The organism is Sphingobacterium sp. SGL-16, from assembly GCF_011043515.1.
Lineage (GTDB): Bacteria > Bacteroidota > Bacteroidia > Sphingobacteriales > Sphingobacteriaceae > Sphingobacterium > Sphingobacterium litopenaei.
The window spans coordinates 42,968-66,613 of the sequence record NZ_JAAKGQ010000016.1; the positions used below are offsets into that span (position 1 = coordinate 42,968).

General features: G+C 34.8%; 14 protein-coding genes and 3 pseudogenes. 5 read left to right on the forward strand and 12 right to left on the reverse strand.

The annotated features are described in order from the left end of the window. Position 1 precedes the first annotated feature (1 nt). Both G5B32_RS07575 and G5B32_RS07580 read right to left on the reverse strand, forming a co-directional pair. Entirely contained in the window at positions 2 to 3,223 is a 3,222-nt protein-coding gene (locus tag G5B32_RS07575; protein ID WP_165290945.1) for a SusC/RagA family TonB-linked outer membrane protein, read from the reverse strand. A gap of 8 nt (positions 3,224 to 3,231) precedes the next feature. Continuing rightward, complete coding sequence (locus G5B32_RS07580; RefSeq protein WP_165290946.1) at positions 3,232 to 5,010, reverse strand: TlpA family protein disulfide reductase; 1,779 nt, start codon at positions 5,008 to 5,010, stop codon at positions 3,232 to 3,234. Between the two features lie 611 nt (positions 5,011 to 5,621). On the opposite strand from G5B32_RS07580, the gene G5B32_RS07585 reads away from it, so the two are divergent. Next, complete coding sequence (locus G5B32_RS07585) at positions 5,622 to 5,894, forward strand: helix-turn-helix domain-containing protein (protein WP_165290947.1); 273 nt, start codon at positions 5,622 to 5,624, stop codon at positions 5,892 to 5,894. A gap of 312 nt (positions 5,895 to 6,206) precedes the next feature. On the opposite strand, the gene G5B32_RS07590 is transcribed toward G5B32_RS07585, so the two are convergent. The 5 genes from G5B32_RS07590 to G5B32_RS07610 all read right to left on the reverse strand — a co-directional run bounded on the left by G5B32_RS07590 (position 6,207) and on the right by G5B32_RS07610 (position 14,339). Next, a complete protein-coding gene (locus G5B32_RS07590; protein WP_165290948.1) occupies positions 6,207 to 6,788 on the reverse strand; it encodes an RNA polymerase sigma factor in 582 nt (193 codons plus the stop codon). 168 nt (positions 6,789 to 6,956) lie between these two features. Continuing rightward, positions 6,957 to 7,790 carry a hypothetical protein gene (locus G5B32_RS07595; RefSeq protein WP_165290949.1) on the reverse strand — a complete coding sequence of 278 codons (834 nt, stop codon included), beginning with the start codon at positions 7,788 to 7,790 and terminating at the stop codon, positions 6,957 to 6,959. Positions 7,791 to 7,805: 15 nt separating this feature from the next. Then, positions 7,806 to 9,497 (reverse strand): RagB/SusD family nutrient uptake outer membrane protein, encoded by a 1,692-nt coding sequence (locus G5B32_RS07600; protein ID WP_206366830.1) that lies wholly within the window; start codon positions 9,495 to 9,497, stop codon positions 7,806 to 7,808. A 6-nt stretch (positions 9,498 to 9,503) separates the two neighbouring features. Further along, entirely contained in the window at positions 9,504 to 12,908 is a 3,405-nt protein-coding gene (locus G5B32_RS07605; protein ID WP_240899020.1) for a SusC/RagA family TonB-linked outer membrane protein, read from the reverse strand. 216 nt (positions 12,909 to 13,124) lie between these two features. Beyond that, complete coding sequence (locus G5B32_RS07610; RefSeq protein WP_165290950.1) at positions 13,125 to 14,339, reverse strand: FecR family protein; 1,215 nt, start codon at positions 14,337 to 14,339, stop codon at positions 13,125 to 13,127. A gap of 582 nt (positions 14,340 to 14,921) precedes the next feature. On the opposite strand from G5B32_RS07610, the gene tnpA (G5B32_RS17680) reads away from it, so the two are divergent. Further along, positions 14,922 to 15,197, forward strand: coding sequence for an IS200/IS605 family transposase (gene tnpA / locus G5B32_RS17680; RefSeq protein ID WP_410528463.1), 276 nt, complete (start codon positions 14,922 to 14,924; stop codon positions 15,195 to 15,197). Between the two features lie 463 nt (positions 15,198 to 15,660). On the opposite strand, the gene G5B32_RS07620 is transcribed toward tnpA (G5B32_RS17680), so the two are convergent. Together G5B32_RS07620 and G5B32_RS07625 are read right to left on the reverse strand one after the other, a co-directional pair. Then, positions 15,661 to 16,467, reverse strand: coding sequence for a TerC family protein (locus G5B32_RS07620; RefSeq protein WP_165290952.1), 807 nt, complete (start codon positions 16,465 to 16,467; stop codon positions 15,661 to 15,663). Between the two features lie 557 nt (positions 16,468 to 17,024). After that, positions 17,025 to 17,792 (reverse strand): DUF3050 domain-containing protein, encoded by a 768-nt coding sequence (locus G5B32_RS07625; protein ID WP_165290953.1) that lies wholly within the window; start codon positions 17,790 to 17,792, stop codon positions 17,025 to 17,027. Positions 17,793 to 18,107: 315 nt separating this feature from the next. Between G5B32_RS07625 and G5B32_RS07630 the strand changes: the two are divergent. After that, positions 18,108 to 18,647, forward strand: a pseudogene (locus G5B32_RS07630) (IS1634 family transposase); the annotation flags it as partial. Here G5B32_RS07630 and tnpB read toward each other — a convergent pair. Together tnpB and tnpA (G5B32_RS17690) are read right to left on the reverse strand one after the other, a co-directional pair. Then, positions 18,607 to 18,798: pseudogene (gene tnpB, locus G5B32_RS17685) on the reverse strand (IS66 family insertion sequence element accessory protein TnpB); the annotation flags it as partial. The pseudogenes G5B32_RS07630 and tnpB sit on opposite strands and share 41 nt — an antisense overlap. 79 nt (positions 18,799 to 18,877) lie before the next feature. Then, a pseudogene (gene tnpA, locus G5B32_RS17690) lies at positions 18,878 to 19,096 on the reverse strand (IS66 family insertion sequence element accessory protein TnpA); the annotation flags it as partial. A gap of 234 nt (positions 19,097 to 19,330) precedes the next feature. On the opposite strand from tnpA (G5B32_RS17690), the gene G5B32_RS07640 reads away from it, so the two are divergent. After that, on the forward strand, positions 19,331 to 20,896 hold the full coding sequence (locus G5B32_RS07640; RefSeq protein WP_165290956.1) for a calcineurin-like phosphoesterase C-terminal domain-containing protein: 1,566 nt from the start codon (positions 19,331 to 19,333) through the stop codon (positions 20,894 to 20,896). A gap of 772 nt (positions 20,897 to 21,668) precedes the next feature. Here G5B32_RS07640 and G5B32_RS17695 read toward each other — a convergent pair. Next, positions 21,669 to 21,785, reverse strand: a complete 117-nt coding sequence (locus tag G5B32_RS17695) for a hypothetical protein (RefSeq protein WP_410528462.1) — start codon at positions 21,783 to 21,785, stop codon at positions 21,669 to 21,671. A gap of 503 nt (positions 21,786 to 22,288) precedes the next feature. Here G5B32_RS17695 and G5B32_RS07645 point away from each other — a divergent pair. After that, positions 22,289 to 23,641, forward strand: a complete 1,353-nt coding sequence (locus G5B32_RS07645; RefSeq protein WP_165290957.1) for an IPT/TIG domain-containing protein — start codon at positions 22,289 to 22,291, stop codon at positions 23,639 to 23,641. Positions 23,642 to 23,646: the final 5 nt, after the last annotated feature.

Consider the following 23,646-nt stretch of genomic DNA (forward strand, 5'->3'; position numbering starts at 1 on the left):
TTTAAAAGGTTAATTGTAAAGTAAATGAATAAGTCCTCTGCGGAGGATATAACGAATACGCGTAAGATGGATCTACATTTATATTAGCCTTCTTCCACAGTATTCCAAGATCACGAGCGTTAAGCATTACACTCAGTGATTCCATTCCCAAACGCTGGTTAAACTTTGTATCTCGGAGCCTATATCCTATATTTATATCATGTAGGCGGATATGTGAGGCGGATTGGTAATGTATCTGAGAGCTCTGATAGATCAAATCGCGGTTAGCAATGATAGAAGAAGGTAACGATGGCACTGATGTTTTCATCTCATCACCGGCCTGTTGCCAACGTTCTTGAAACTCCTGATGACCTTTAGCATTATTCAAGAGATCTTGATAGTTCAGCGAACTTTTCTTAAATACATGACCTGCGCTCATAAGGATATTGAAGCTCAACTGAAAAGCTTTATAAGTTAGGGTATTGCGCATTGAACCGCTATAAGGAGCTACTGAAACTCCTACACGTATTAGATCATCAGGTGTTAAGCTGTTCAGATATCCTGTATAATCTTTATTTAATACACCATCTTTACCTACTACTAGTGGTGAGCCGTCATCTGATGAGAGACCCTGCCAGGGTAATGCATAAAGCTGATCAAGAGATTCCCCAACGACAGCATTCGTATTTACTCCTAAAAAATTTGTAATAATTGGTTTACTCTCTAGCATATAATCTGTTACTTTATTTTTTGTGTAATTAAAGATCCAATCGGTCTGCCATCCCACCTTTCCCTGCGTATTAATTGTTTTCAAATCTAGGTCAACACCTCTAGTATTTATGGATGCATAATTGAGCCTATTGGTCATATTATACACCACTCCATTCTTATATATTCCAGTTGATCCAGCAACAATGTTATTCCCTATAAGATCACTTGCTATCTTTCTATACCATTCTACACTTCCAGATACTCTGCCCCTGAAAATGCTAAAATCTACAGCAGCATTCAAATTCGAAACCTTCTCCCAACGTAATAAGGGGTTGCCTATATTTTGAAGTTTACCGCTATGCTGCTGGGTATATGTATCTACCATGTAGCTTACAATAGGATAAACACTCTCCCTTTGGTTTACATTACCATTATACCCATAACTTAATCGAAAGCGTAAACGGTCCATCCATTTAGCGTTAAAAAATTCCTCCTCACTTACAAGCCAAGCACTACCAAGAGACCAAAGTGGAACACCCCGTTGATTAGCTTTTACCCCAAACAGATTCGATCCATCCCATCTGGTACTGGCAGAAAGCGTATATTTCTGAGTATAACTATAAGAAACATTGCTATAATAGGACAGAAAACGGTCTGTTACATCACTGAAGTTGCTTCCAGCTTGAGGTACACGCTGGCTGTTACGAGGACGCGCAGGATAAAGTTTGCTATAATCAAAGAGCGTGGTTCCGGTTATCGTATATTTATCGTAACCATATACTCTATATCCTGGTGTAGATTGCTGATTTACTTGTCTTATTTCTGCTCCTGCAATTCCATTAAGAGTATGGTTACCCCATTCCCTATTATAATCCGCTTGAATTCGTCCCTGATGCCAATGGCTACTGCCCACTGACCCCTCACGTATACCTCCGAGAGGTATTATCCTACTCATATCATTTTGGGTAAATGTATTAACCAAATCTCTAACAAAATATGAATCCGGACTATAGTAGTTTTCCCTTTCGCTTACACTTGTCTGATATTGATATTTAAAACCTAGGCGTAAACCTTGTAATATTTTTAGATTAGCTCCTGTATGTATACGTATTGTATTGCTTCCCCCTGAAATATCATTAATACCTATTTCATCTAAAGGACGAAAACTCCAATCAAGTAATCCCAGTTCCGGTGCACTTTCTATATATGCACTTCTATATTTTCTGGGAACAGCAAGTGCAGTACCATTTTCATCCTTTAGCCTTAGATACGGATATGGAAACTGTGAAGAATAGCTTTCCATAGGAACAATATCGCTTATTCCTAAACCATTACTAGAGGTTCCGTCCTTTGTATAGTTAACCGATGCATGTAATTCTAGCCACTTAGATGGCTGATAAGTATCATTCAAACTCAAGGTCAACCGAGAATACCCATTAGCTCGTATATGAGATCGGTTATCGTCATAGCCCGACGAAAAGTAATAGGTGTGCCCAGTGGAACCTCCACTTATGTTTACCTGCATCTGCCGGTTCAATCCCAATTGATACAGATTATCAAGAGCCTCTTTACGTATATCCTGCTTTTGAAGGATATCGAGCTTCTGCTGAAGATCTTCGGAACTAAGCTTACCATCCCGATGCTGAATAAGGAGCTCCACACCAGGGCTTAGCAGAGTCCAATTATTCTCAACCATCATCTTTTTATCAAAGCGGAATTTCTCTACCTCAAGCGTACTTTCAGCATTTAGAAAATCTGGATTATAGAAAAGATCAGGTCGCACTGTACCAAGCACACTCCCTAAAGCGTTAATGCTAAGTTTCTTATCCGCTTTACCTCTCTTAGTGCGGATTACAATCACTCCATTGCCCGCTCGTGCCCCCCATATAGAGGCTGCAGCTGCGTCTTTTAGTATTGTAATATCCTCCACATCATTCGGATTGATACTCGATATATCGCCATCAAAAGGAAATTCATCGACAATAATTAGAGGATTGGAATTCGACTGTATAGTTGCTAGTCCCCTCACGCGTAGTGAGGCCTGCTTACTACCTTCTTTATTAGCTGTACCTCGTATGAAATTAATACCATTCGCTACTCCTTCGAGCCTATCCAAAATATTTATACTAGGCTCCCTTTGAAGTAACTTATTTCCAATGTGTGAAAAACTTCCCGTAGAACGTTCTTTTGGAATATTGTAATATCCCGTGCTGACTACTACTTCATCAATTTGGTGGTGTAGCTCCTGTAGCTCTATTTTAAGTGTATCTTGTGGGGATATTACTCCAAACCACTTCAGATCAGAATAACCTGGCGCACTAAAAATAAGTGTATCATTTAAATTATGATCTATTTTAAATTGACCATCCCCATTAGTATAGTGTATTGTTAATGCTTTTGAATCATGTATTTTTACTCCTTTAAGTGCCTCAGTACCTCCTTTAGCACTAACTTTTCCTTTAATTGTAATTTGCTGGCTAAACCCAGTAAGTGTCAATAACACTACTACTATTACTAATATATATCTGTACATTTTTTTTCTCATTTTTCTTGATGCATTAGTTCTTGGGTTTTATCTTTTAAAACAATCATCTCTAAAGGGATTTCCCTCAAGACAATTTCAAGACCATATCTTTTAAGGGCTCCATTGAGCTGATCGATACTTTCTATTCGTTTGATTTCTAATAGTAAATCTATCTTGTGCTTTATCCCAGTTTCATCTGTTACTGGATAAGGGTCACCTTTTTTATCCAAAACATTGGAAACTGAGGACAGCAATGCTCTCATATATTGATTTTTTAATATAATCTTACCATCAGTTACTTCAAATGATGGTCTGCCTCCTACGGTAGTAATGTCCTTATAGGTTTCTGTTTTTTGAAGTACATAGGCACGTGTAACTCTATTTTCTATTTTAACCTCTATACTCTTCTCTAGTAGCATAAAATTTCTTAAATCTGATTTCATGATTTCTAAGGCATCACGCTGAGGAATTTTTCGTGGTAGTATAAGATTATAGCAGTAAAGGTTACTGTCCATCCAATTGTGGTAAGCAACATCATCCTGATAGTCACCGCTGGAGCGTTTTAAGTTTCGGGCAGTAATAGTGTTCTTCAAAGAATCAGAACATTCAAAAACTATCCGATTTTCCTTTCTAAGTGCTAAGGGAAGATCATATAAAAAGCTTCTAGTAAGCATCATGGCAAGCGTTACATTATACATCAGTACATTATTGGCCCCTCTATCAAAAGAAATACCCCCAATATCTGCTTGTATTCTTTTCATAAATAAAGAGCGGTAAAGAAGCCGCTCTGTAGTTCCTCCATTACCACCAATCAGCATAGGCTTCTGTAAATCCACGTTTACATAATCAATCTTATTTCTGAGTTGAACTTTACCAGTCGAGGTAAGCTCTGTAAGGTTTTCACCTGTAGTATTTATACCATCTGTGATTGCAAATATCCTATCACCCATTATCCAAACCTGATGAGGAAGGCTTCGGTAAGGAAAATATTTGGATAGATCAGAGTCATCATAACCCGAGAGAAGACTTATTCCTTTAGCATTAAGAAATGTTTTGACCTTTTCTGCATTTTCATTAGAGACTGGAAGAATCTGCACATCTTTAGAATATATATGTTGCAACGAATCCAATTTGTATAAGGATTTGATGCACGGACCACACCAGGTAGCCCAAAAATCAAGAATAAGCAATTTTTTATTTCTAAAATACTTAAGTGTTATCTCTGCCGATTGACTATTTACTACCTTGATTGGCAGATCCCATAGCTGCTGAGGAATTGTATCACCTATTTTAAGTGCCTGTGGAGTATACGTTTGCTTAGGTTGGGAATAAATGGGCAAACTCAGAAAGAATAATATTAACAGCATGACTAAACCAAGAAGCATATCATGGGCAAATGGAAATTTTCCTTTGGAAAACTTTAGCAATTCTCTCTTAGATTTTATCTCATTAGCTAACTTTATACCTTGATTGCGATTTGCAAGGGAAAGCTGATGTTCATAGATTTTATTCGAAAGGTACTGACCATAGGAGTCCTGTTCATCCTGTTGTTGTTCCTTTTTCCTTTTGTCAGATTTTTTGGAAAATAAAATCCCAGAAATAATAGAAATTTTAGATTTCTTAATAGCACTCGAGCTTCTCGTTTTAGAATTTCCTTTAGAAGAATTCGTGTTATTATTATCTTTTGGGGCCCTAATAGAAAAAATGAATATCAGTATATCAGCAAGAAATTTTATTAGGTATAAATACAGTCGTGTTAAGGACATACGAAGTCCTGGCTTGTAAAAATTCTTCATTTTTCAAGTATTATAAGTAAGTAAAAGTTAACTTATTATATAAATGACAATATCTAGCAGGTATCTTATAAAGCCTGAGGTACCGCCTAATTATATAAGCATGCTAACATTAAAAAAGAAAATTGATTGCCGAATAAGTGGTTTGTATAATTGGTCAATAGCTTTTTTACTACTTGAAACAAGTAGAATTCAAACACAAACTCGGTAAATAAAGACAGAATATGTCTTAAGGAGGATCCAGAACTATTCCGGAGCTGAGATAATTAATTTGTAAAGTTGCTTTTTCATAACTCGCCTTTATTTATAAATGGAGAGTCTCAGAAGGGGATAAAAAACTATAGCATGAGCTCATATCCACCGTACAGCTAGGTTCCGACGCCTTTCAGAAACGGATTTACGATAGTAGCCCATGCGTTATAGTGTGCATAAAAATACACAAAAATATTGCATGGGCATTAAAACTACCGTCTCGTTCTGAATCAAATTGTCGGAATTTGCTGTCGAGACCTTTTTAATGTCCACTATATACTTATATATCAAATATATAAAATTTAATAATTTATACCAAATTTGGAATAACATTTTTTGTTTTTATATTCTCTTTTTGTTTAATGGCGGAACAATACATTGACAGAGAGAATCTCCTTATTATTAGAGAAAAATTATGGCAAATTGCTAATCAAAAACATATTACCTTAGAGGATATAGTTGATAGAACAGGATTTAGCTATAGTCAAGTTTATAGAATAATTAGAGGCACCAATAATATTTCTGTTTCTGGATTATTAGAGGTGTGTAGAGCATTAGAGGTTCAACCAAAAGAAATATTTTCTTTCACATTAAATATACCAAACTATTTACCAACCAGAAAAAACAGAAAATAATACTTTCAATTTCCTTAAGTTGTCGTATTTATTATTTGTTGTATATCATAAGGTTTTGTTTTAATGGCCATTGGATATTATTTAGCTGTAGGCCATATAAAGCAAAGATTTTATTAATCCTCACTCTATTATTTTAATCACAGAGCAGATTATTCTTTATATAATATAAATGTATAATAGGAAGGAGTCAATATCTTATGCAGTGCCAAGTATTTCCTTCTAAACACTAACATGCCATTCTTTATTAATCCAGGAGTCAAATTCCTTCGGAATTTCAACAGGTATAGGGCACAGCAATCTTATCCAATTAAATTAGAATAGATATAAAAATACTACTAGAGGGTAATATGAAATGTTTTTCTTTAGAAATAACTGTCGAAGGGTATTAACAGCTTTTGAACGAGCAAAATAAACAGTATTTGCAGTCGTTTGTAGTTCTTGACAAGCCTCAGTCGTAGTTTTCCCTTCTAAAACTGTAAGGCGAAAGATATCCGCTTGTTGCTTAGGTAACTTCTCTAATGCTTCTCCAAGTAAGGTTATTAGCTCAATATGAATTATCTTAGTTAAAATATCAGCATCAGGATTGGCTAAGATATTTTCTTCTTCAATTTGCTGATGAACATAACGTTCTCTAACAGCTTTTCCATGATCAAGGCAACTATTACGTACAACAATATATAGAAAACTTTTTAACTCTTCAATAGTATAAAAATCTGCACGATGCTTCCAAAGCTTAACAAAAGAATCAGAAATTATTTCTGGAATTGAGTCTTTATCACGTACTAGCTTATAGGCAAAAAAGTGAAGATTATGACTGTATAAGTCCATAAAATATGATAAAGCAGATTCCTTTCCTAACCTAAGGTTAGTCAAATTTTCTTCCGTTTTTAACATTGGTAGGATTTATAATGGTTATAATAAATATAGTGATAATCACATATTTAAGGAAATAATTTAACATTTACTCTATGCGTTAAATCATTTCCAAATCATAATTGATTAAATAATAATTTTTAAATTAAAGGGTGCACTAATACACCCATGATTTATTAAATATTATAATTATAATGATTTAAAAGCCCAGAAATAAGCAGTACCCCAAGCACCAGTTCCAGCAGGAGCGTAAGAAAGCATCATCTCACTACCATTAAGAACTAGTATATCATATTCATATACTGGAATACCACCTTCGTCAGGTGATTTTCCGCACAACATTGTAACACCCTTTGTAGTAAGTTTACCTTTAGCCCATACTGATCCGTCATCCAAGAGAACTTGCTTGTTCATTTCAAATTTGTACGTACCCTTTTCAATATCACCGTTTGATTTAACCTTGTGTAGTTCAGCGTTTGCCAGATGAAATATCATTTTAGCCCCCACACCTTCATTTGCTGCTTGCCCCTCAATATCGGTTACCTGTAAAGTCCACCAAGCAGGTGCGACATTACCTTTATATCCTCCATTCCCCCACACAGCAGGCTTATCTGTATCCCATACCCATGATTTTTCTGATCCTCCGGTCAAGTATCCCCATTCTAAAGGAACTTCAAATGTGAGCTCATCGATTTCTACTGTTAATGACTTACTTATTGTTGTACCGTCTGGATTGCGCCCAGTGAATATTATTTCATTTTGCCCTGTTGCCACCATTAAAACTGTATCAGTCATCTTTTGAGACACACCTACCCCAAAATTCCATGATGATAATACGGGGCTGTTGTTGACCAGAACAACTTTATTACTTTTTTTGCCATTAACCACTAAAGGTGTAGCACTAATATTTAAATCCTCGGCAGTAATTGATGAACCTAAGTCCAACCGTTCTTCTAGTGGATCACAACCTAGAACAAAAAGTGCGAGTAAACTAAAAAGGAAAAGTATTTTACGATTTTTCATGTTTCAAAATTTAAATTACCAACCAGTATATTCATGTGTAGGTTCGCCCCAACCCTTATTTTGTGTTAATACACCATTGGATAAGGCAATTTGAGAAGTTGGAATAGGCCAAAAGCCACCAGTAGCTTCATATCTTACTTTATATCCTCCTCCAAAACCTTTCATCTGCGTATCTATATTTTTATTTTTTATTGCAACACCTTCCTGACTTGCCAAAGCATTAGCAGCATCATGCCAACGCATTAGATCAAAATAGCGAAGGCCCTCAAAAGATAACTCCCATCGTCTCTCACGTTTAAGCGCTTGTAGGGAATAATTAATAGCAGGCAAATCAACTCTAGCACGAACTCGATTAAGATTGGTAGCTGTTTCACTTAACTCTGAATGCATCAATAATACATCAGCAAAGCGAATCAAAACTAAATCTTGCGTGTGAGCAAGTTGATAATCAGCTTGAGCTCCATCAGCAAGAATAGCATAAGATGGAATAAGAGCACCATTATCATAAGCAGTAATAGCTATATATTTTTTTTGCCAAAATCCGGTTTCCTCCATCTGGCTATCAGCTCCATATATATATCCATCTAAATCAGTATCTGCATTAATAATTGACCCTTCACGACGTATATCATTTGGTTCAGCCGCTTTCCAATCATTCCACAGCTTAGTATTTACCGGACCTGCTCCCCATCCTTGTCCAAAAGGGAACGTGTTAGCTTGACCATTATTGGAGCGTAGGCTTGAATGTAGATTTAATTGATTAGTATAACCCAAAATATAGGTATTCCCCCAATCAGCTAGAGTTCCAAATTTAACAGCAAAGACTGTCTCTTTATGCCCTTCACCTTCATATTGTAAGTTATTATTCATGGAATAAGCATAATTTGGCTTTGTAAATTTATTAGAATATGGCCAAAGATTACGGAAGTCATCCACAAGACCATGACCGCTGTTACTAATACAATCTTCCAGCCATTGTATAACCTGAGCCTTTGTTATACTTCCTCCATCACTAAGTGGTAATTCCGATTTATTATAATAGCCCGTATAAAACAAAAATACGCGAGCGATCAAGGCTTGAGCAGCCCATTTTGTAGCATGCCCTGAAACTACAGTGTTGTATGGGGTATTAGGCATTATCTCAATGGCTGTTTTAAGATCTTGAGCAATAACTGCATAAGTTTCTTCGCTTGAGGCTTTTGGTACATTGCTTACAGTTGAAGATGTTACTAGTGGTACTTCCCCAAACATTTGAGATAATTCAAAATAATACAGCGCTCGTAAGAAATGCACTTCACCCAAAGTTTGATTATACTCATTCTCAGATGTCCAACCCGTAACCTGGTTTAAAGTTTCTAACGCCGTGTTTGCACGAAAAATACCTTGATATCGTGCCGTCCAAAAAGTTAAAAATCGATCAGGCTGTGTATTCATTAAATGATCAAGACCTTGCATATCACGGTCATTTTCACCCCCTCCTCCAAACCTGTCATCTGAAGCGAGTTCTGCCATATAAAAATGGGTATTCTGTACGTTTGAGATTGCAGCATTAAGGCTATTGTATATACCAGTAAGCATAGACTGTGCGTCAGCTACTGTAACTGGGAAATTACCAGTATTTTTTTTATCAAAACTTTCCGTATCTAAGAAGTTATCGCAAGAGGTTAGGCTTGCGGCAAATAACATAAATAAAAATGCTTTTTTCATGTCTCTTTAAAATTTAAGGTTTAGACCAAACATAACTGTTCGTGGTTGTGGGTAGAAACCCAAATCAATTCCAGATACCCATGAGGCATCATATCCATATCCTATTTCTGGATCCATTCCACTGTAATTGGTAAATGTTACTAAATTCTGTACGGTCGCATAAAATCTGGCCTGTGAAAAAGGAGCTTTATTCCACAAGCGTTTGATGTCGTAACCTAAAGTAATATTTTGGATTTTCACAAAATCCCCATCTTCAATATAAATATCTGATATATTCAAGGTATTTGGGTGTGCACCATTGGTAAGTCTAGGGTATCGATTACTAGTACCCTCACCATGCCAGCGTTGGAAAATCTCTGTTGTATAATTTTGTAATGGACTATCGGCGAATGAACGGTAAGATTTTGCTATTTGGTGCCCAAAAGATCCTATGGCAGTTAAATTTAAATCAAACCCTTTATAACCAAAATTGAAATTCATTCCCCCACTAAAATCAGGATGTGGGTTACCTATAATCGTTTTATCCAAATCGGTGATTTCTCCATCTCCATTGGTATCTACGAAAATTACATCTCCGGGTTGTGATGAGGGTAATACACCATGCCCCTGTTGCCTTAGCTCGTCAATTTGCTGTTGATTCTGAAAAATACCTGCTGTTTGGAAACCATAAAAATATCCTATTGGAAAATCAACTTGTGCCCTGTACATTTCATTTGTAGACTGACTTAACACATTAGGCTCACCATGAATTATACCTTCAGAATTAGCTATTCTTAATACTTTATTTTTATTGAATGCTCCATTAATTCCTACACCATAACTAAATTCTCCTGCATTATCAGACCAATTTAATCCAAACTCTACACCTTTATTTTCTACATCTCCACCGTTGATATACGGAGCACTTGTTCCATAAATTGCTAGTACAGGAGCCTGAACCAACCAGTCTTTGGTGGTTTTCTTATACCAATCGAATACTACATTTAATTTGTTATTAACAAATCGTGAATCAAAACCAATGTTAATTTGTTCGGATGTTTCCCAAGTTATATCTGGGTTAGGTAATATATCTGGATAAGCTCCACGAATAAGTGTAGTTTTGTTATCGCCAAAATAATACCCATTTTGTTGATTAATAGCAATGGTTGCTAAATATTGAAAGGGGTTTATACTCGCATTACCATTTTGTCCCCATGATGCCCTCAATTTGAAGAAATCAATTGTGCTATTATCCTGAAGGAATGACTCATTAGAAATAATCCATCCAGCTGACGCCGATGGAAAATATCCCCAACGATTACCTCTAGCAAAATTAGATGATCCATCCGCACGTAAGGTAAAGGAAGCCATATAAGTTTCTTTAATATTATAGTTAGCACGACCAAAAAAAGATGATAATCTTCCGGCTGGCCACTGAATACCTCCTACTGCAGGAATGAAATTTTCATACCCTTGACCGTTACCTACAAATGCTTTATCCCATTGCCCTGGGAATGATGAATTTGATGTTGTTACGCTTAAATCTTCACCAAGACCACCCTTTTCTATCGATTGTCCAATCACTACATCCAGTTGATGCTCATTTATGGGTTGAAAACCATAACTAAGGGTATTTTCCAATACCCAGTTATATCCTAGGCTTTGATTTTGTGAAATATCATCTATAGGATTAGTAAGGGTAGTAGATAGCTGATATGTTGGGGTATATTGGCGATATGATGATGCACTCATACGATAGCCAAAATTGGTTCTCCATTTTAATCCTTCAATAGGCTGCACTTCTAGATAAGCGTTTGCCGAGAGACTGTGACTTTTTGAAAGATTTTGACCTCTTCTATAATACATTTCTGCGGCAGGATTTGCTGTAGCGCCATCAAATATCCAACCATCATTTACTTTATCCAATTGATCATAAAAATTTCCTTCATTATCGTAATTTGGTAATAACGGATTACCCACTAACATATTATGAACATCATTCCAATATATGTTACCAATACCTATCCCCGATCGACTGCTATAGGCATAATTTACATTTTCACCAAATTTGATTATGTCAAAATTTTCATTTTTATACAAGATATGTTCAGAGTTAATACGTGCGGTATGGCGCTGAAAATCTGGCTCGACCGGCACTCCCATTATACCTTCTCTATTAGATAATGAGTAACCAATTGAAAATTTGGATTGATCATTCCCTCCCATCATATTAAGAGATAAATTTTGTAAAAGGGCATTTTCATTACTAATTTCTTTCAACCAATTAGTTCCATTCCAGCTACCATCTTGAATTTCTTGATATTGCTTAGGAATAAGCGTAGCCCAGTCATAAGGTTCTGCCCCTTCATTGAATCTACGTTCATCCTGAATTATCATGTATTCTTTGGCAGTTAAAAGAGAAGGCAGTTTGTATGCATTTTGAAAACCTATATAATTGTCTAAATGCACTTGAGTTCGACCAGATTTACCTTGTTTTGTTGTAATAAGTACTACACCATTGGCAGCACGAGATCCATATATGGCTGCAGAAGCTGCATCTTTGAGAATATCAATACTTTCTATATCTGAAGGATTGAGCATATCAATGCTTCCACCAGGAATTCCATCTATTACATATAAAGGCGATGAGTTACCGATAGTACCTAATCCACGAATAGTAACTTTAAAACTTTCCCCAGGCATACCTGAATTCTGCGTTATCTGGACTCCTGGAGACTGACTTTGTAAACTTTCAAGAATACTAGGTGTGCTCAATTTAGTTAAATCCTCACCTTTCACTTGAATAGTAGAACCAGTTGTTAATTTCTTTTTAAGTGTTCCATAACCTACTACAACTACCTCTTCCATACTATCATTGGTTTGCACTAAGGTAATTTCTACAGTAGTTTGATTGGTGATATTCAATTCAGCATTTTCATATCCAAGGTATCGTACTTGAAGTCGTGCAGGTGAAGAATTTAATTCTATACTAAAATTACCCTGATTATCGGAAGTTACACCTATGGTAGTACCTAAAATTAAGACACTTGCACCAGCTATTGGAGTGCCTTGTTTGTCTATTATGCGTCCTTTTAATGTTCGTGTTTGATGACCGGTTTTTAAATTATTTATCTTAACATCGCTTTTTAAAGTTTTAGATCTTTTTAAGATAAGCGTGCCCTCAACTATCTCCCAATCTATTGATTTGGGCGTTAACAGTTTATCTAGTGCTTTATCCAGAGGTGCGTTTATAATATCTGCACTTAGCATTGTCTTTGACAAATCTTTGCCATTGAGTAGAAAAGGAATACCCTGCTGTTGTTGGATGGATTGCATAACTTTAATAAGCGGGGTATTTTTCGCTCTTATCGTAATGTTTTGGGCATATCCATGGAAAGCCGATACCTGAAAGCAGCATAGTAAAATGAACATTACTGTCATCTTAAACGGTAGCAGCCAAGTTGATAAAGATTTGTAAAAACCTTTACACGTAAAATTCTGAGTAATAGGTGTCATCATGTTTAGTTATCAATTTCTGGTTAATTTTTGTTTAATATTTTTGCAATTCCATAACTGCTTTTTACGGTTTTCTATATGTCTGAGTACTTGCAGAGAATAGTAATTTTGATAGTTTGTATGATAGGTACATTATTTTAAAACATATAAATGATGCTGATTAGCATGCTTCTTAATTTGGAATTTCACACCACTTCTTTCTAATAAGTTCAACACTTCACTCAGTTTTTTATTGCGGGCTATTTCCCCATAGAAGTGCATATCATCGCGGTTTTTAAGATCATGGATCTCAATATCATACCATCGGCTTATGTTACTTAGCACTTCAGCGAGTTCTGTTTCATTAAAGAGAAATTTATCTTTAGTCCAAGCTATATAGGTTGCTGCATCTACAACTTTCTTGTGAATAATTCCCGAAATATTACTCGCCTGTTCATTGGGTTTTAATTTTATTTGCATTTTTCCACTAGAAACTGTAACCCCACCTTCCATAAGAGTGCAAATTGTTGATTCTTCGTCCGGATAAGCACGAATATTAAATTGAGTACCCGTAACATTGACCATCTGTTGATTAGTCTGTAAAATGAATGGAACTTTTTTTCCTCCTTGAAACTTTTTTGCTATATCAAAATATCCCTCACCTGATAGATGTACCTGACGAGAATTTGTAGGAAATGCCAATGGATAAGATAATGTAGACATTGCATTAAGTATTACTCGGCTTCCATCAGGTAAAATCACATTGTATGTACTGCCTTTTGGAACATGGATTGTAGCATTCAGTTTGGTGAGTTCTTTTTCATCAAGAGAAGTAATTTTTGTGCCATCAGTATAATTGATTTCTTGTCCAATCTTGACACCTAGTTTATCATTTCGAAGTATAACCTTCTGGCCATTTGATAATATTAAAGTGGTTTTATTAATAGCCGGAGCTAAATCTAATTCACTTATCGTAAGGTTATATTCTTTAGTAGTGTCTTGATACACAAAAAATACACCTAGGAATACAAAAATTACAGCTGCTATGCTTATGGCAAATCGTAGGCTTCGAATAGAAAAACGATTTTGAAAAATATCATTTTTTGATGTATAATTTTCAGGATGCTGTATTCGCAATAAAGTTTGATTTTTAATTTGTTGAAGAGTCTGTTCATCCAACAATTGTCGAGCAGTTAACCATTCCTCATATTCTTTAATTATAGTATCACCCTGCAACAAATCTTCAACAAATTCTTTAAGGATAGGATCGAGTTGCATAAATTTTTCTAACCGCTCCTGATCAGCTGGAATAATCGATCCATCAATATACTTTTTTAGCAAAACTGCTAATTCCGAAGATGTTGACATATTGTTTATAATGGTTATACTGTATAAACGATAATTATAAAATAACCTTAGCAGAAAAATAATTTTTTTGGATTCACTTATTGAATGTGGGATATATTATACTGGTAAATAGTATAATTTAATACTATCATTATCTGGACATATGCCTCAATAATCTCTCGAATTTATTTTTCTTATTGACCCTCACCAACCTATAAAATAACAACAAAAACGATTTCTGTACTATTGAGTGAATTCTATGATTTTTTTTGTATAAAACAGAGGCTAAAGGTTCCCCAAAAAAAAATACATTTTTAACAATCTTAAAATTGGGACTTCAAAGACGATATAATCAAAAGATATGCATGATATTTTCACCGCTAAATATCATTAAATTAATTGTGGGATATGATGAGATTTAAAGGATGAATGGCATATGAAGACAAAAACTACACTGAGAATTTCTTAGACTGTAACTGATTTTTTCTTCGCTTACTTTGTAATTGTGAACTACCCATTTGCTAAAGACAAATGGGCTTCGGGCTTCACAGACTTGTGCTTTGTTGCCAAAGTCTTATTTGAGTCTCCGCTTTTCTCTTAAATATTACTTCTAATTCAGATTTTGAAATTGAAGTGTTTGAATCTGATTTAGAACACATCCATTTTCTTATTCGTTATATCCCTCGTGTTTCAATTACTTCTATTGTTCGCAAGTTAAAACAAGAATCTACTTATTACATTTGGCGTTCACCACACAGGTCATTCTTATTTAAACATTTTTGGAAAGAACATACTTTCTGCTCTGATGGTTATTTTGTTTGTTCAATAGGTGAAGCATCTCCTGATACTATTCGTGAGTATATTCTCAATCAGGGTTAGTCGCTTACATCCCACAGGCTAAAGACCTGTGGGGTTTACGCTCCGTTTTATAAAACCTTGAATCTTCGAAAATTAATGATAAAAAACAGGAACTTATAAATACTAACGAGTTATATGAAGTAACCGTATATTTAGTCGAAGATTTACTTAAAATAAGTATATCAGAAATAGAATTCACTTTCAAAAATAGTTAATTAATTTATTTTTTGTTGAACTATATCTTCTGCTTTGCAGAATTTGAAATCTACAGCTATAATATAGAGCCTCAAGTCAGTAGCTCGATTGTTCTGAACATGGTATTGTTAAATATTCTGCATTCCAAATTACCATTTTGAGGCATTTGAATTTTCCATTAACAGCAGGTAACATAAAATTATCATTGGAAAATAATTAATAAAAAATATACTAATTCACTCTATCCTTACAAAATTGAGATCGTATAATTTAAATCCTTGCTGATTAATTACAAATTTTCATTCTGCTTTTCTGATTCGCCTACAATATTTCTTATAACACCAAGATTGCTGTTTTTCTTTTTCATTTTAAGGTTTAAAAACTCCACCATTACAGAAAAACCCATTGCAAAATATATGTAACCTTTAGATATATGTTGATCGAAACCTTCTGCTAATAAAGAAACTCCTATAAGCAATAAAAAAGATAATGCTAGCATCTTCACTGTAGGATGTTCGTTTACAAATTTTGATACAGTAGAGGCCGAAATCATCATTACACCAACTGCGATTATAACTGCTGCAATCATAACTTCTATTTGGTCAGCCATTCCAACAGCAGTGATTACAGAATCTAAAGAAAATACAATGTCTAATATTAAAATTTGAATAATTGTACTTACAAAAGAATGAACTTTAACTTTTCCTTCTTCTTCAACCACACCTTCAATCTTGTGATGGATTTCTACAGTAGATTTATAAATTAAAAACAAGCCTCCAATAAGTAAAATCAGATCACGACCAGAAATAGCTAATTTATCCATCCACTCTAAATCATTAACTCCGATGAATTCCCCTATATTAAATAGTGGAGACGTTAAACCCATTACCCAACTTAATGAAAACAAAAGCAACACACGTGTAAACATAGCTAAAAACAGACCTAATTGCTGAGCTTTCTTTTGTTGATGTGCAGGTAGTTTTCCTGCTAAAATAGAAATGAAAACAATATTATCTATACCTAAAACAATTTCTAGCATTGTTAAAGTTAATAAAGCAATTAATGCGTCTGGTTGTAAGAAAACACTAAAATCCATAAAATTATTATCTGAAGAAGTTCTATTTATTTCACTAAGTTAATTAAAACTAAAATATATTTTTAATATAATTACTATTACCCTCTTGTATAGTAGTAAAAGTGCAACACTTTGCGCTAGGTTGAACGGTGATCATAATTATAATATTTTATTTACTTTCTTTAAATCTGTCAACTGAAAAAATCTTATAATGAACAAGACAATTGCAATGTTGTTTTCAAAAATAAAAACAGTTCGAATAAGAAGTGGTAGATGAACAAAATTTATTTTACTAGCAACCAATTGCTTCTGCAACCGAAAAATAATATCAAAACACACCAATGATTCAAAAACAGATGTAAATGGAAGTTTAACTTAGATATTCCAGTAAGCACCTATTGGCTCAAAGTAGAAATGCGAGGGTGTAAACCGAACTGTGTCTAAAAATAAGTATTTATTTATTGACGACAGTTCAATTTACACCCTACAGAGTTCCGTTTACACCCTCTAATTATTGTAAGCAATCATAAAAGTCAATAACTTTAACTATTATGATTGCTTAATCTAATGATATTTATCTATGATATGCTATCATTAATTGAATCCCAAAGATCAAGTCTTTTTTTAAGTGCTTGTTTTGAAACTATTTGGATTTCTTCCCATTTTTGAGCATCATCTTGTGCTAACTCTTCAATCATTTTCAATGCCAATGGTCCATGTTCATCACCATCCAATTCTATATGTCTTTGGAAATAGTAAATAAACTTCGCTAAATCAGATTCGGGGAAGTTTATTTGAATTTCCTTTAATATAGATGAGAACATATGAGGGATCAAGTCTTCTCTTCCAAAAGTAAAGGCAGCTGCTATTTTGTGAGGCTCTTTTGTTTCAATTATTTGGAAGGTGAACTTTAGAAACTCTTTAATCCTAATATCTATATCTAAATTTTCAATACTTTGGAATATATCATTTGATTTTTTAACATTAGTCAAAAAATCCTTAATATAGCTTGTATTAGATCCCATAGATTCCATAGAATCCATGTACATTTCAAAATGGCTTAATCTTCTGCCATCTATAAATGTATCTGATTCCTCTGCCAAAACAATCTCATTAATCAAATAACGAGTGTTTGGATATTCAGATGCAAACCAAGGAATAGTGACACAAGTGAGTTCAATTTGTAATGCTTTTAGAAGAGACATGAAATCCCAAACCGCAAAAACATGTACTTGTGTGAATTTTTGTAAATGTTCTAATGTTTTAATCTTGCTATAAAGTGGATGATTATTTAGTAAATCTTTTTCTTCCTCAATAAAAGCCTGTATGTTCTCAAATTCTTTCATTTAACAAAGTTAACCTATAGACGTCGATATTATAGATAGCTTACTAAGTAAGATAAAGATTTTTAAAGGATATGAAATATATATGACACATTAATAGGTTTATTTAATGAGTAATTCGGAATTACCGATTTCACTTGCTAATAGAAATAGCATTCTCATAAGGGAAATTACCGCTACAATTAATAGTTTTGATTCTACTGAATTGAAGCAGTTTTTTTGCTTTTAGACCAGAATATTATAAATATCCCTATTATTTGATTTTCTGGATAGAATGGTGATGTTGACCCACTATAGTCACATTTTGACGAAGATCTTCATTTAGATAAGATTTATCGGTATATGGATAAGATTTACAACAGTCAACAGGAATCTATTCAAAAAATCAGTGTTGAACACACTAGAAAGATATTAGGCGGAAAAATCGGATTGATGTTCTATGATGTAACCACACTTTATTTTGAGTCAGATTATGGCGATGGATTTAGGGAGCCCGGCTTTTCCAAAGATGGCAAACATAGTCAGCCTCAAATAGTTTTAGGTCTTCTGGTAAGTGATAATGGATACCCATTGTCTTATTCGATGTTTAACGGCACGCAATATGAAGGTCACACGATGATTCCGATTGTGGAAGATTTTATACCCCGCTTTAATCTCAAAGATTTTGTATTGGTCGCTGATTCTGGATTGATTAACAAAAGAAACATTGATTTTTTAAATAATCAGGGATATAAATACCTCATAGGAGCACGCATAAAAAATGTCAGTAAACCAGAAAGAGACTGGCTATTATCACTAACTAAAATGGAAGGCGACTTCAAGAAAATAGTAGAAAAGCAAAGCGCCTGTACTTCATAGGACGGATACAAAAGGACCACTCTCTAGCCCTTTGTAGTCCCCCCCCATGTTCCCAGCGCAGTAGTTTGATATGGGTACGGTTTCGATTCAAGAAAACAAACACTTCACCGCTGGTCGGCTGACGCTGCATCACCGAAATGATAAGGCCACAAAGTCCATCAAATCATTTCCGCATGTCGCAATGCCAATCGTAAAGATAAAAACGATGAGATCCTAATGATAACATGCTGCTAAAATCGGATACGTTGAGATATCAGGGAAAGATCATCTGATACTTTAAGTCTGATGCCCGAGGGATAAATAATCTCTACCTCATTATTCTTTAAGGTAGGTGCCGAAGTCATTTCAATAAAGCCTCTACTGTCAGACTCTTGTTCACTGACTTTGGAAACCCAGTATCCTAAGGTCACCACATTAATACAATGCAGTTTGCAAAAAGCTTTTTGCGTTAGACCGCTCGTTTACCAATCAACAACCAGCGACAGCATTCTTTCTCTTTTTTCATGTGAACTCATGAAGCAAAGTTCAAAAATATAACCCGCTTATGAAATATGTATTTGGTCGGCCGAATACTTTCACACCGTAACAACTGTATAACCTGAGTAGTTATCATTAATCAAAAGTTAATAATTACTTAATATAATGTTTGTTTGAAGAAAGTACTTTTGAGCAAACAACAAACTATGAAATTCAAATTATTATTAGCTGCAAGTATGTTAAGTCTGGGTGTTGTACATGCTCAGGATTTTGTAAAAGGTATTGTTTATGAGGATACCAACAAGAATGGCAAAAAGGAGAAGACCGAAACAGGCCTAATAAATGTATCTGTAAGTAATGGAATAGATGTGGTATTAACGAATGAACGGGGAGAGTATAAATTGCCTGTTGGTAAAGACAATATTATTTTTGTAATAAAGCCTACGAATTATTCTTTCCCTTTAAATGACAAAAATCTTCCTGAGTTTTACTACATACATAAACCAAATGGTTCTCCTAAATTAAAATATTCAACGGTTAGTCCTACTGGAGAGATTCCAAAATCATTGGATTTTCCATTATATGCACAACAAGAAGATATAAAGTTTAAAGCCTTAATATTTGGTGATCCGCAAGCGTATAATATGGATGAAATTGCTTATTTCAAAAAAGGAATAATAGAGGATATCAATGCAGATGGTACTATCAAGTTTGGCATTAGCTTAGGTGATTTAGTAGGTGATGATTTAGAACTGCATAAACCTTATCAGGACGCAATTCAACATATTGGAAAACCTTGGTATAATGTAATGGGTAATCATGACATGAATTATGATGTTGAAGTGGATTCATTATCTGATGAGACATTTGAATATAACTTTGGACCTAATAACTATGCGTTTCATTATGGGAATGCATATTTTATTGTGTTAGATAATATTTTATATCCGAATCCAAACACAGGAAAGGGATATTTAGGTGGATTTAGAAAAGATCAATTGGATTTCGTGGAAAACAGTTTAAAATACGTGCCAAAAGACAAATTAATAATATTAAATTATCACATTCCGTTAGGAAATATAAATTCAGATTCGTTTAGACATAGTGATAGAGATAGATTGTTCAAGATTTTAGCCCCATTTAAACATACTCTTTCAATGTCTGCACATACCCACTGGCAGGAACAAATTTTCTATGGTCTGCAAGACGGATGGAAACAACAAGGTGTTCATCATGAATATAATGTGGGTACGACCTCAGGAGACTGGTATTCAGGAACTCGCAATGAGTATGGCATTCCGAGTTCTACAATGCGAGATGGTACGCCTAAAGGCTATGCCATTCTAACTATAGATAACAATTCGTATTCATTTGAATATAAAGTTGCTGGTAAACCAAAAAATTATCAAATGAATATTATTGTTCCTAGTGTATTGAGTGAAAAATACGCTCGTCTTTATAAAATTTCAGTCAATTTTTTTATGGGTAAGAAAGGTGATAAGGTGCAATACAGATTCGGCAATGATCAATGGCAAAATATGACGTATGTAGAACAACCTGATCCAGCGTATCAATATGAATTATTAAAATTTGATACCGCAGAAAAATTTATAGATGGAAGACGTCCATCAAATGCTGTGAATTCAACCCATTTATGGGAAGCTAAATTTCCCAATAAGTTGCCAGTAGGAAAGCATGATTTGCAGGTGAAAGCTATCGATATGTATGGTAAATTACACACGCAAACAGTGGCTATCGAAATTGTAAAATAATTAGCAATTCAATTACAGACTTAAGAGGATGGGGATTAACTCATCCTTTTTAGTTTTATGTTCCCAAGGGAACTTATAACTCACTGTGTATGTAAGTCAAAAAATATAGCTCCGCCGAAGGGGTTAATTCTATCAACAAATTTAAGGCGCAGCCGTTGTATTGTCAAGCCTATACTACCAAGGATTACGAATTGGCTTAGCCCATTTATTGTTTATATTTTGTAGTGCTAGATAAATTAATTTTAAAAAGGATAGATCCGAAGTAATTCTCCCTGTTTTAGTAATTACTCTAATTTGACCATGGATCGTTTTAATTGCATTAACGGTTTAAATAGCTTCTTATTTACAAATTATACTCAAAGTAGGTAGATAAATTAGACCAATTATCAACCCACCACTTACCGCTAATAGAACCCTGTTACCCATTTTCCTCAAATTCTATAAGCTCTTGATAACTCTATTCCTAAAGTATTACTGCTTCTATGGCTTCGAGAAAAATTTTAAACCATATAATCGACCAGTATATTTTACACTACGCGCTATTTTAGATCACATTGCACCCAGACCCAAAATTTAACTCCTTAATCTTCTGATAAGTGTACGCCTAATAATTATTTTATACCGTCGTAATAAAGCAGAAGTATTTTACACAGCAAGTCTGTGAATACTCCACCTACCCTTAACCTTGAAGTGCTTGCAATCAAGGAAAATAAATGGATAAAGCGTCTCAAATGGCCTATTTCGTTACTCAATCATCGCAGGAATGACATTATCAGAGATAAATGACCGCTATAGCTGCCATTTCCATAGCATACATCTCTCTAATATAGATCTTGATATTACGTGTACTCATACCTTGAGCATACATATAGATAACATTATCTGCCACTTCCTGGTTAATAATATGTTGACCTTTTGTTACTGTTTTGGCTCGAAACTATTATTACAATTTCGACCACTTTCAAGCTCAAAACTTCCCGATTGTAAACTTCTAACAGTTATATTAGTTTTACCATTCTTACGAGTAAACTTACCTGAAGCCTTTTTCTTAAAAAAGATGGTTTTCTAACTCATCTTCTAACATTGATTCTAATAAATGCGTTAACATAGCGCCCCATTTGTCTCCCCATCTATTTGCTTTGGTAAAAGCCTTTTCAACGTTTCCTTTGAATCTATCAAAATAAAATTTCTCGCCATTGATTATACTGTGTTTAGAAATAAGTCTTTATCGCTAGACACAATTTCGTCTTCCCCATCCAATTATACAACAACGTTAATCTTATAAACACCCTTCGAATTGATAATATTATATTAATATCCATTTAATATCTTATTGATTTCCTATTTCTATTCTTGCATCAACAAAAGCACATTAAATTAATCTATAATTCTATGAATCACTACCTATTAAAGGCCTGCTTTATCAGCACCTTAATAAGTTTTGCAAGTTGTAAAAATGAAAGTTCTCTTTCTTCATCTACAGAGTATGATCCCACAAAGGATGTTGTTTTAACATCTTTTTACCCACTGGAGGGAGGAGCAAGAGACAAAATTCTTTTAGATGGCGAAAACTTTGGGACAAACCCCTCAAAAATTAAAGTCTATTTTAATAAAACACAAGCTAAAGTTATATCAAGTAGTGGAGAGCGCATATATGCACTAGTGCCAAGATTGCCAGGGGAAAATCCTACCATATCTGTTGTAGTAGGAGCCGATTCTGTAGTTTATAAAAATAATTTTACTTATCGCACTCAAGCATTAGTAAGTACCGTTACTGGTAACGGAGTGAAAACTTTTACCCCGGGCACATTGTCAGAAGCTACTGTGTATGGCAAATATTTAGAATTAGATCGCGAAGGTAACATCTTCATGTCGTGGCGTGATGGTAACACAGCAGGAAGTTCTACAGCCACTTTTGGAGTTGCGCGAATCAATGAGTCCCAGAATATTGTCACTCCGCTAATTCAAGCTACCGCTGATACACGTGTTTTGTATGCAAATGGGCTTACAGTTGACCGCTCAACAGGCATTCTTACTGCAGCGCACGAGTCAGTTCAAGAGGTGATGTTTACCTTTGACCCAAAGGAAGCTTGGTACCCTCGCCAACGTAACATGAAATATTCTACCAGTGACTATGCTTCGATTGTAGTAGGTGATAGATATAAAAATTTTATCACATTTTCACCTTGGGATGGAAATTTATATACAAGATATAGAGATGGTAAAGTTGCTCGTATCAATCCTCAAACACTGGAAGCCAAAATTATCCATCAAGGCCCCTATGGTTCGCAATACGGTCAAGCTATTAATCCCGCCAAACCTTGGGAATTATATATCACTCTGCACTCAAATGCTAGTCCAGTAGAATTCAGACAGGGCATAATGGTGTTAGACCTTAGAGATCCTAATGGAACAGGCGGATTTAAAAGATTAAATGCTCCGGGCGGATCAGCCTTTAAAGATGGTCCTATTGAGGACGCATTGTTCAATTATCCAAAAGATATAAAGTTTGATAACGATGGAAATATGTTTGTTGCTGATTATGGCAACCACTGTATTCGTATGGTCTCTCCCGAAGGTGTAGTAACTACAGTGGCCGGACAACCAGGTAAATCTGGCTACAAAGACGGAGGACCAACTGAATCTTTGTTTAATGAACCTTGGGGAGTCGCTGTAAATGAACTTGGACACATATACATTGCTGATTGGTCCAATGCTAGAATCCGAAAATTAGTTATAGAATAATCAAC

What these genes read in the sequence shown, in the direction of transcription:
- G5B32_RS07590 (WP_165290948.1), bottom strand. Translation starts at nt 6,788, where the DNA reads ATGTTAAAAACGGAAGAAAATTTGACTAACCTTAGGTTAGGAAAGGAA.
- G5B32_RS07610 (WP_165290950.1), bottom strand. Translation starts at nt 14,339, where the DNA reads ATGTCAACATCTTCGGAATTAGCAGTTTTGCTAAAAAAGTATATTGAT.
- G5B32_RS07575 (WP_165290945.1), bottom strand. Translation starts at nt 3,223, where the DNA reads ATGTACAGATATATATTAGTAATAGTAGTAGTGTTATTGACACTTACT.
- G5B32_RS07585 (WP_165290947.1), top strand. Translation starts at nt 5,622, where the DNA reads ATGGCGGAACAATACATTGACAGAGAGAATCTCCTTATTATTAGAGAA.
- G5B32_RS07640 (WP_165290956.1), top strand. Translation starts at nt 19,331, where the DNA reads ATGAAATTCAAATTATTATTAGCTGCAAGTATGTTAAGTCTGGGTGTT.
- G5B32_RS07620 (WP_165290952.1), bottom strand. Translation starts at nt 16,467, where the DNA reads ATGGATTTTAGTGTTTTCTTACAACCAGACGCATTAATTGCTTTATTA.
- G5B32_RS07600 (WP_206366830.1), bottom strand. Translation starts at nt 9,497, where the DNA reads ATGAAAAAAGCATTTTTATTTATGTTATTTGCCGCAAGCCTAACCTCT.
- G5B32_RS07580 (WP_165290946.1), bottom strand. Translation starts at nt 5,010, where the DNA reads ATGAAGAATTTTTACAAGCCAGGACTTCGTATGTCCTTAACACGACTG.
- G5B32_RS07595 (WP_165290949.1), bottom strand. Translation starts at nt 7,790, where the DNA reads ATGAAAAATCGTAAAATACTTTTCCTTTTTAGTTTACTCGCACTTTTT.
- G5B32_RS07645 (WP_165290957.1), top strand. Translation starts at nt 22,289, where the DNA reads ATGAATCACTACCTATTAAAGGCCTGCTTTATCAGCACCTTAATAAGT.
- G5B32_RS07625 (WP_165290953.1), bottom strand. Translation starts at nt 17,792, where the DNA reads ATGAAAGAATTTGAGAACATACAGGCTTTTATTGAGGAAGAAAAAGAT.
- G5B32_RS07605 (WP_240899020.1), bottom strand. Translation starts at nt 12,908, where the DNA reads ATGTTCATTTTACTATGCTGCTTTCAGGTATCGGCTTTCCATGGATAT.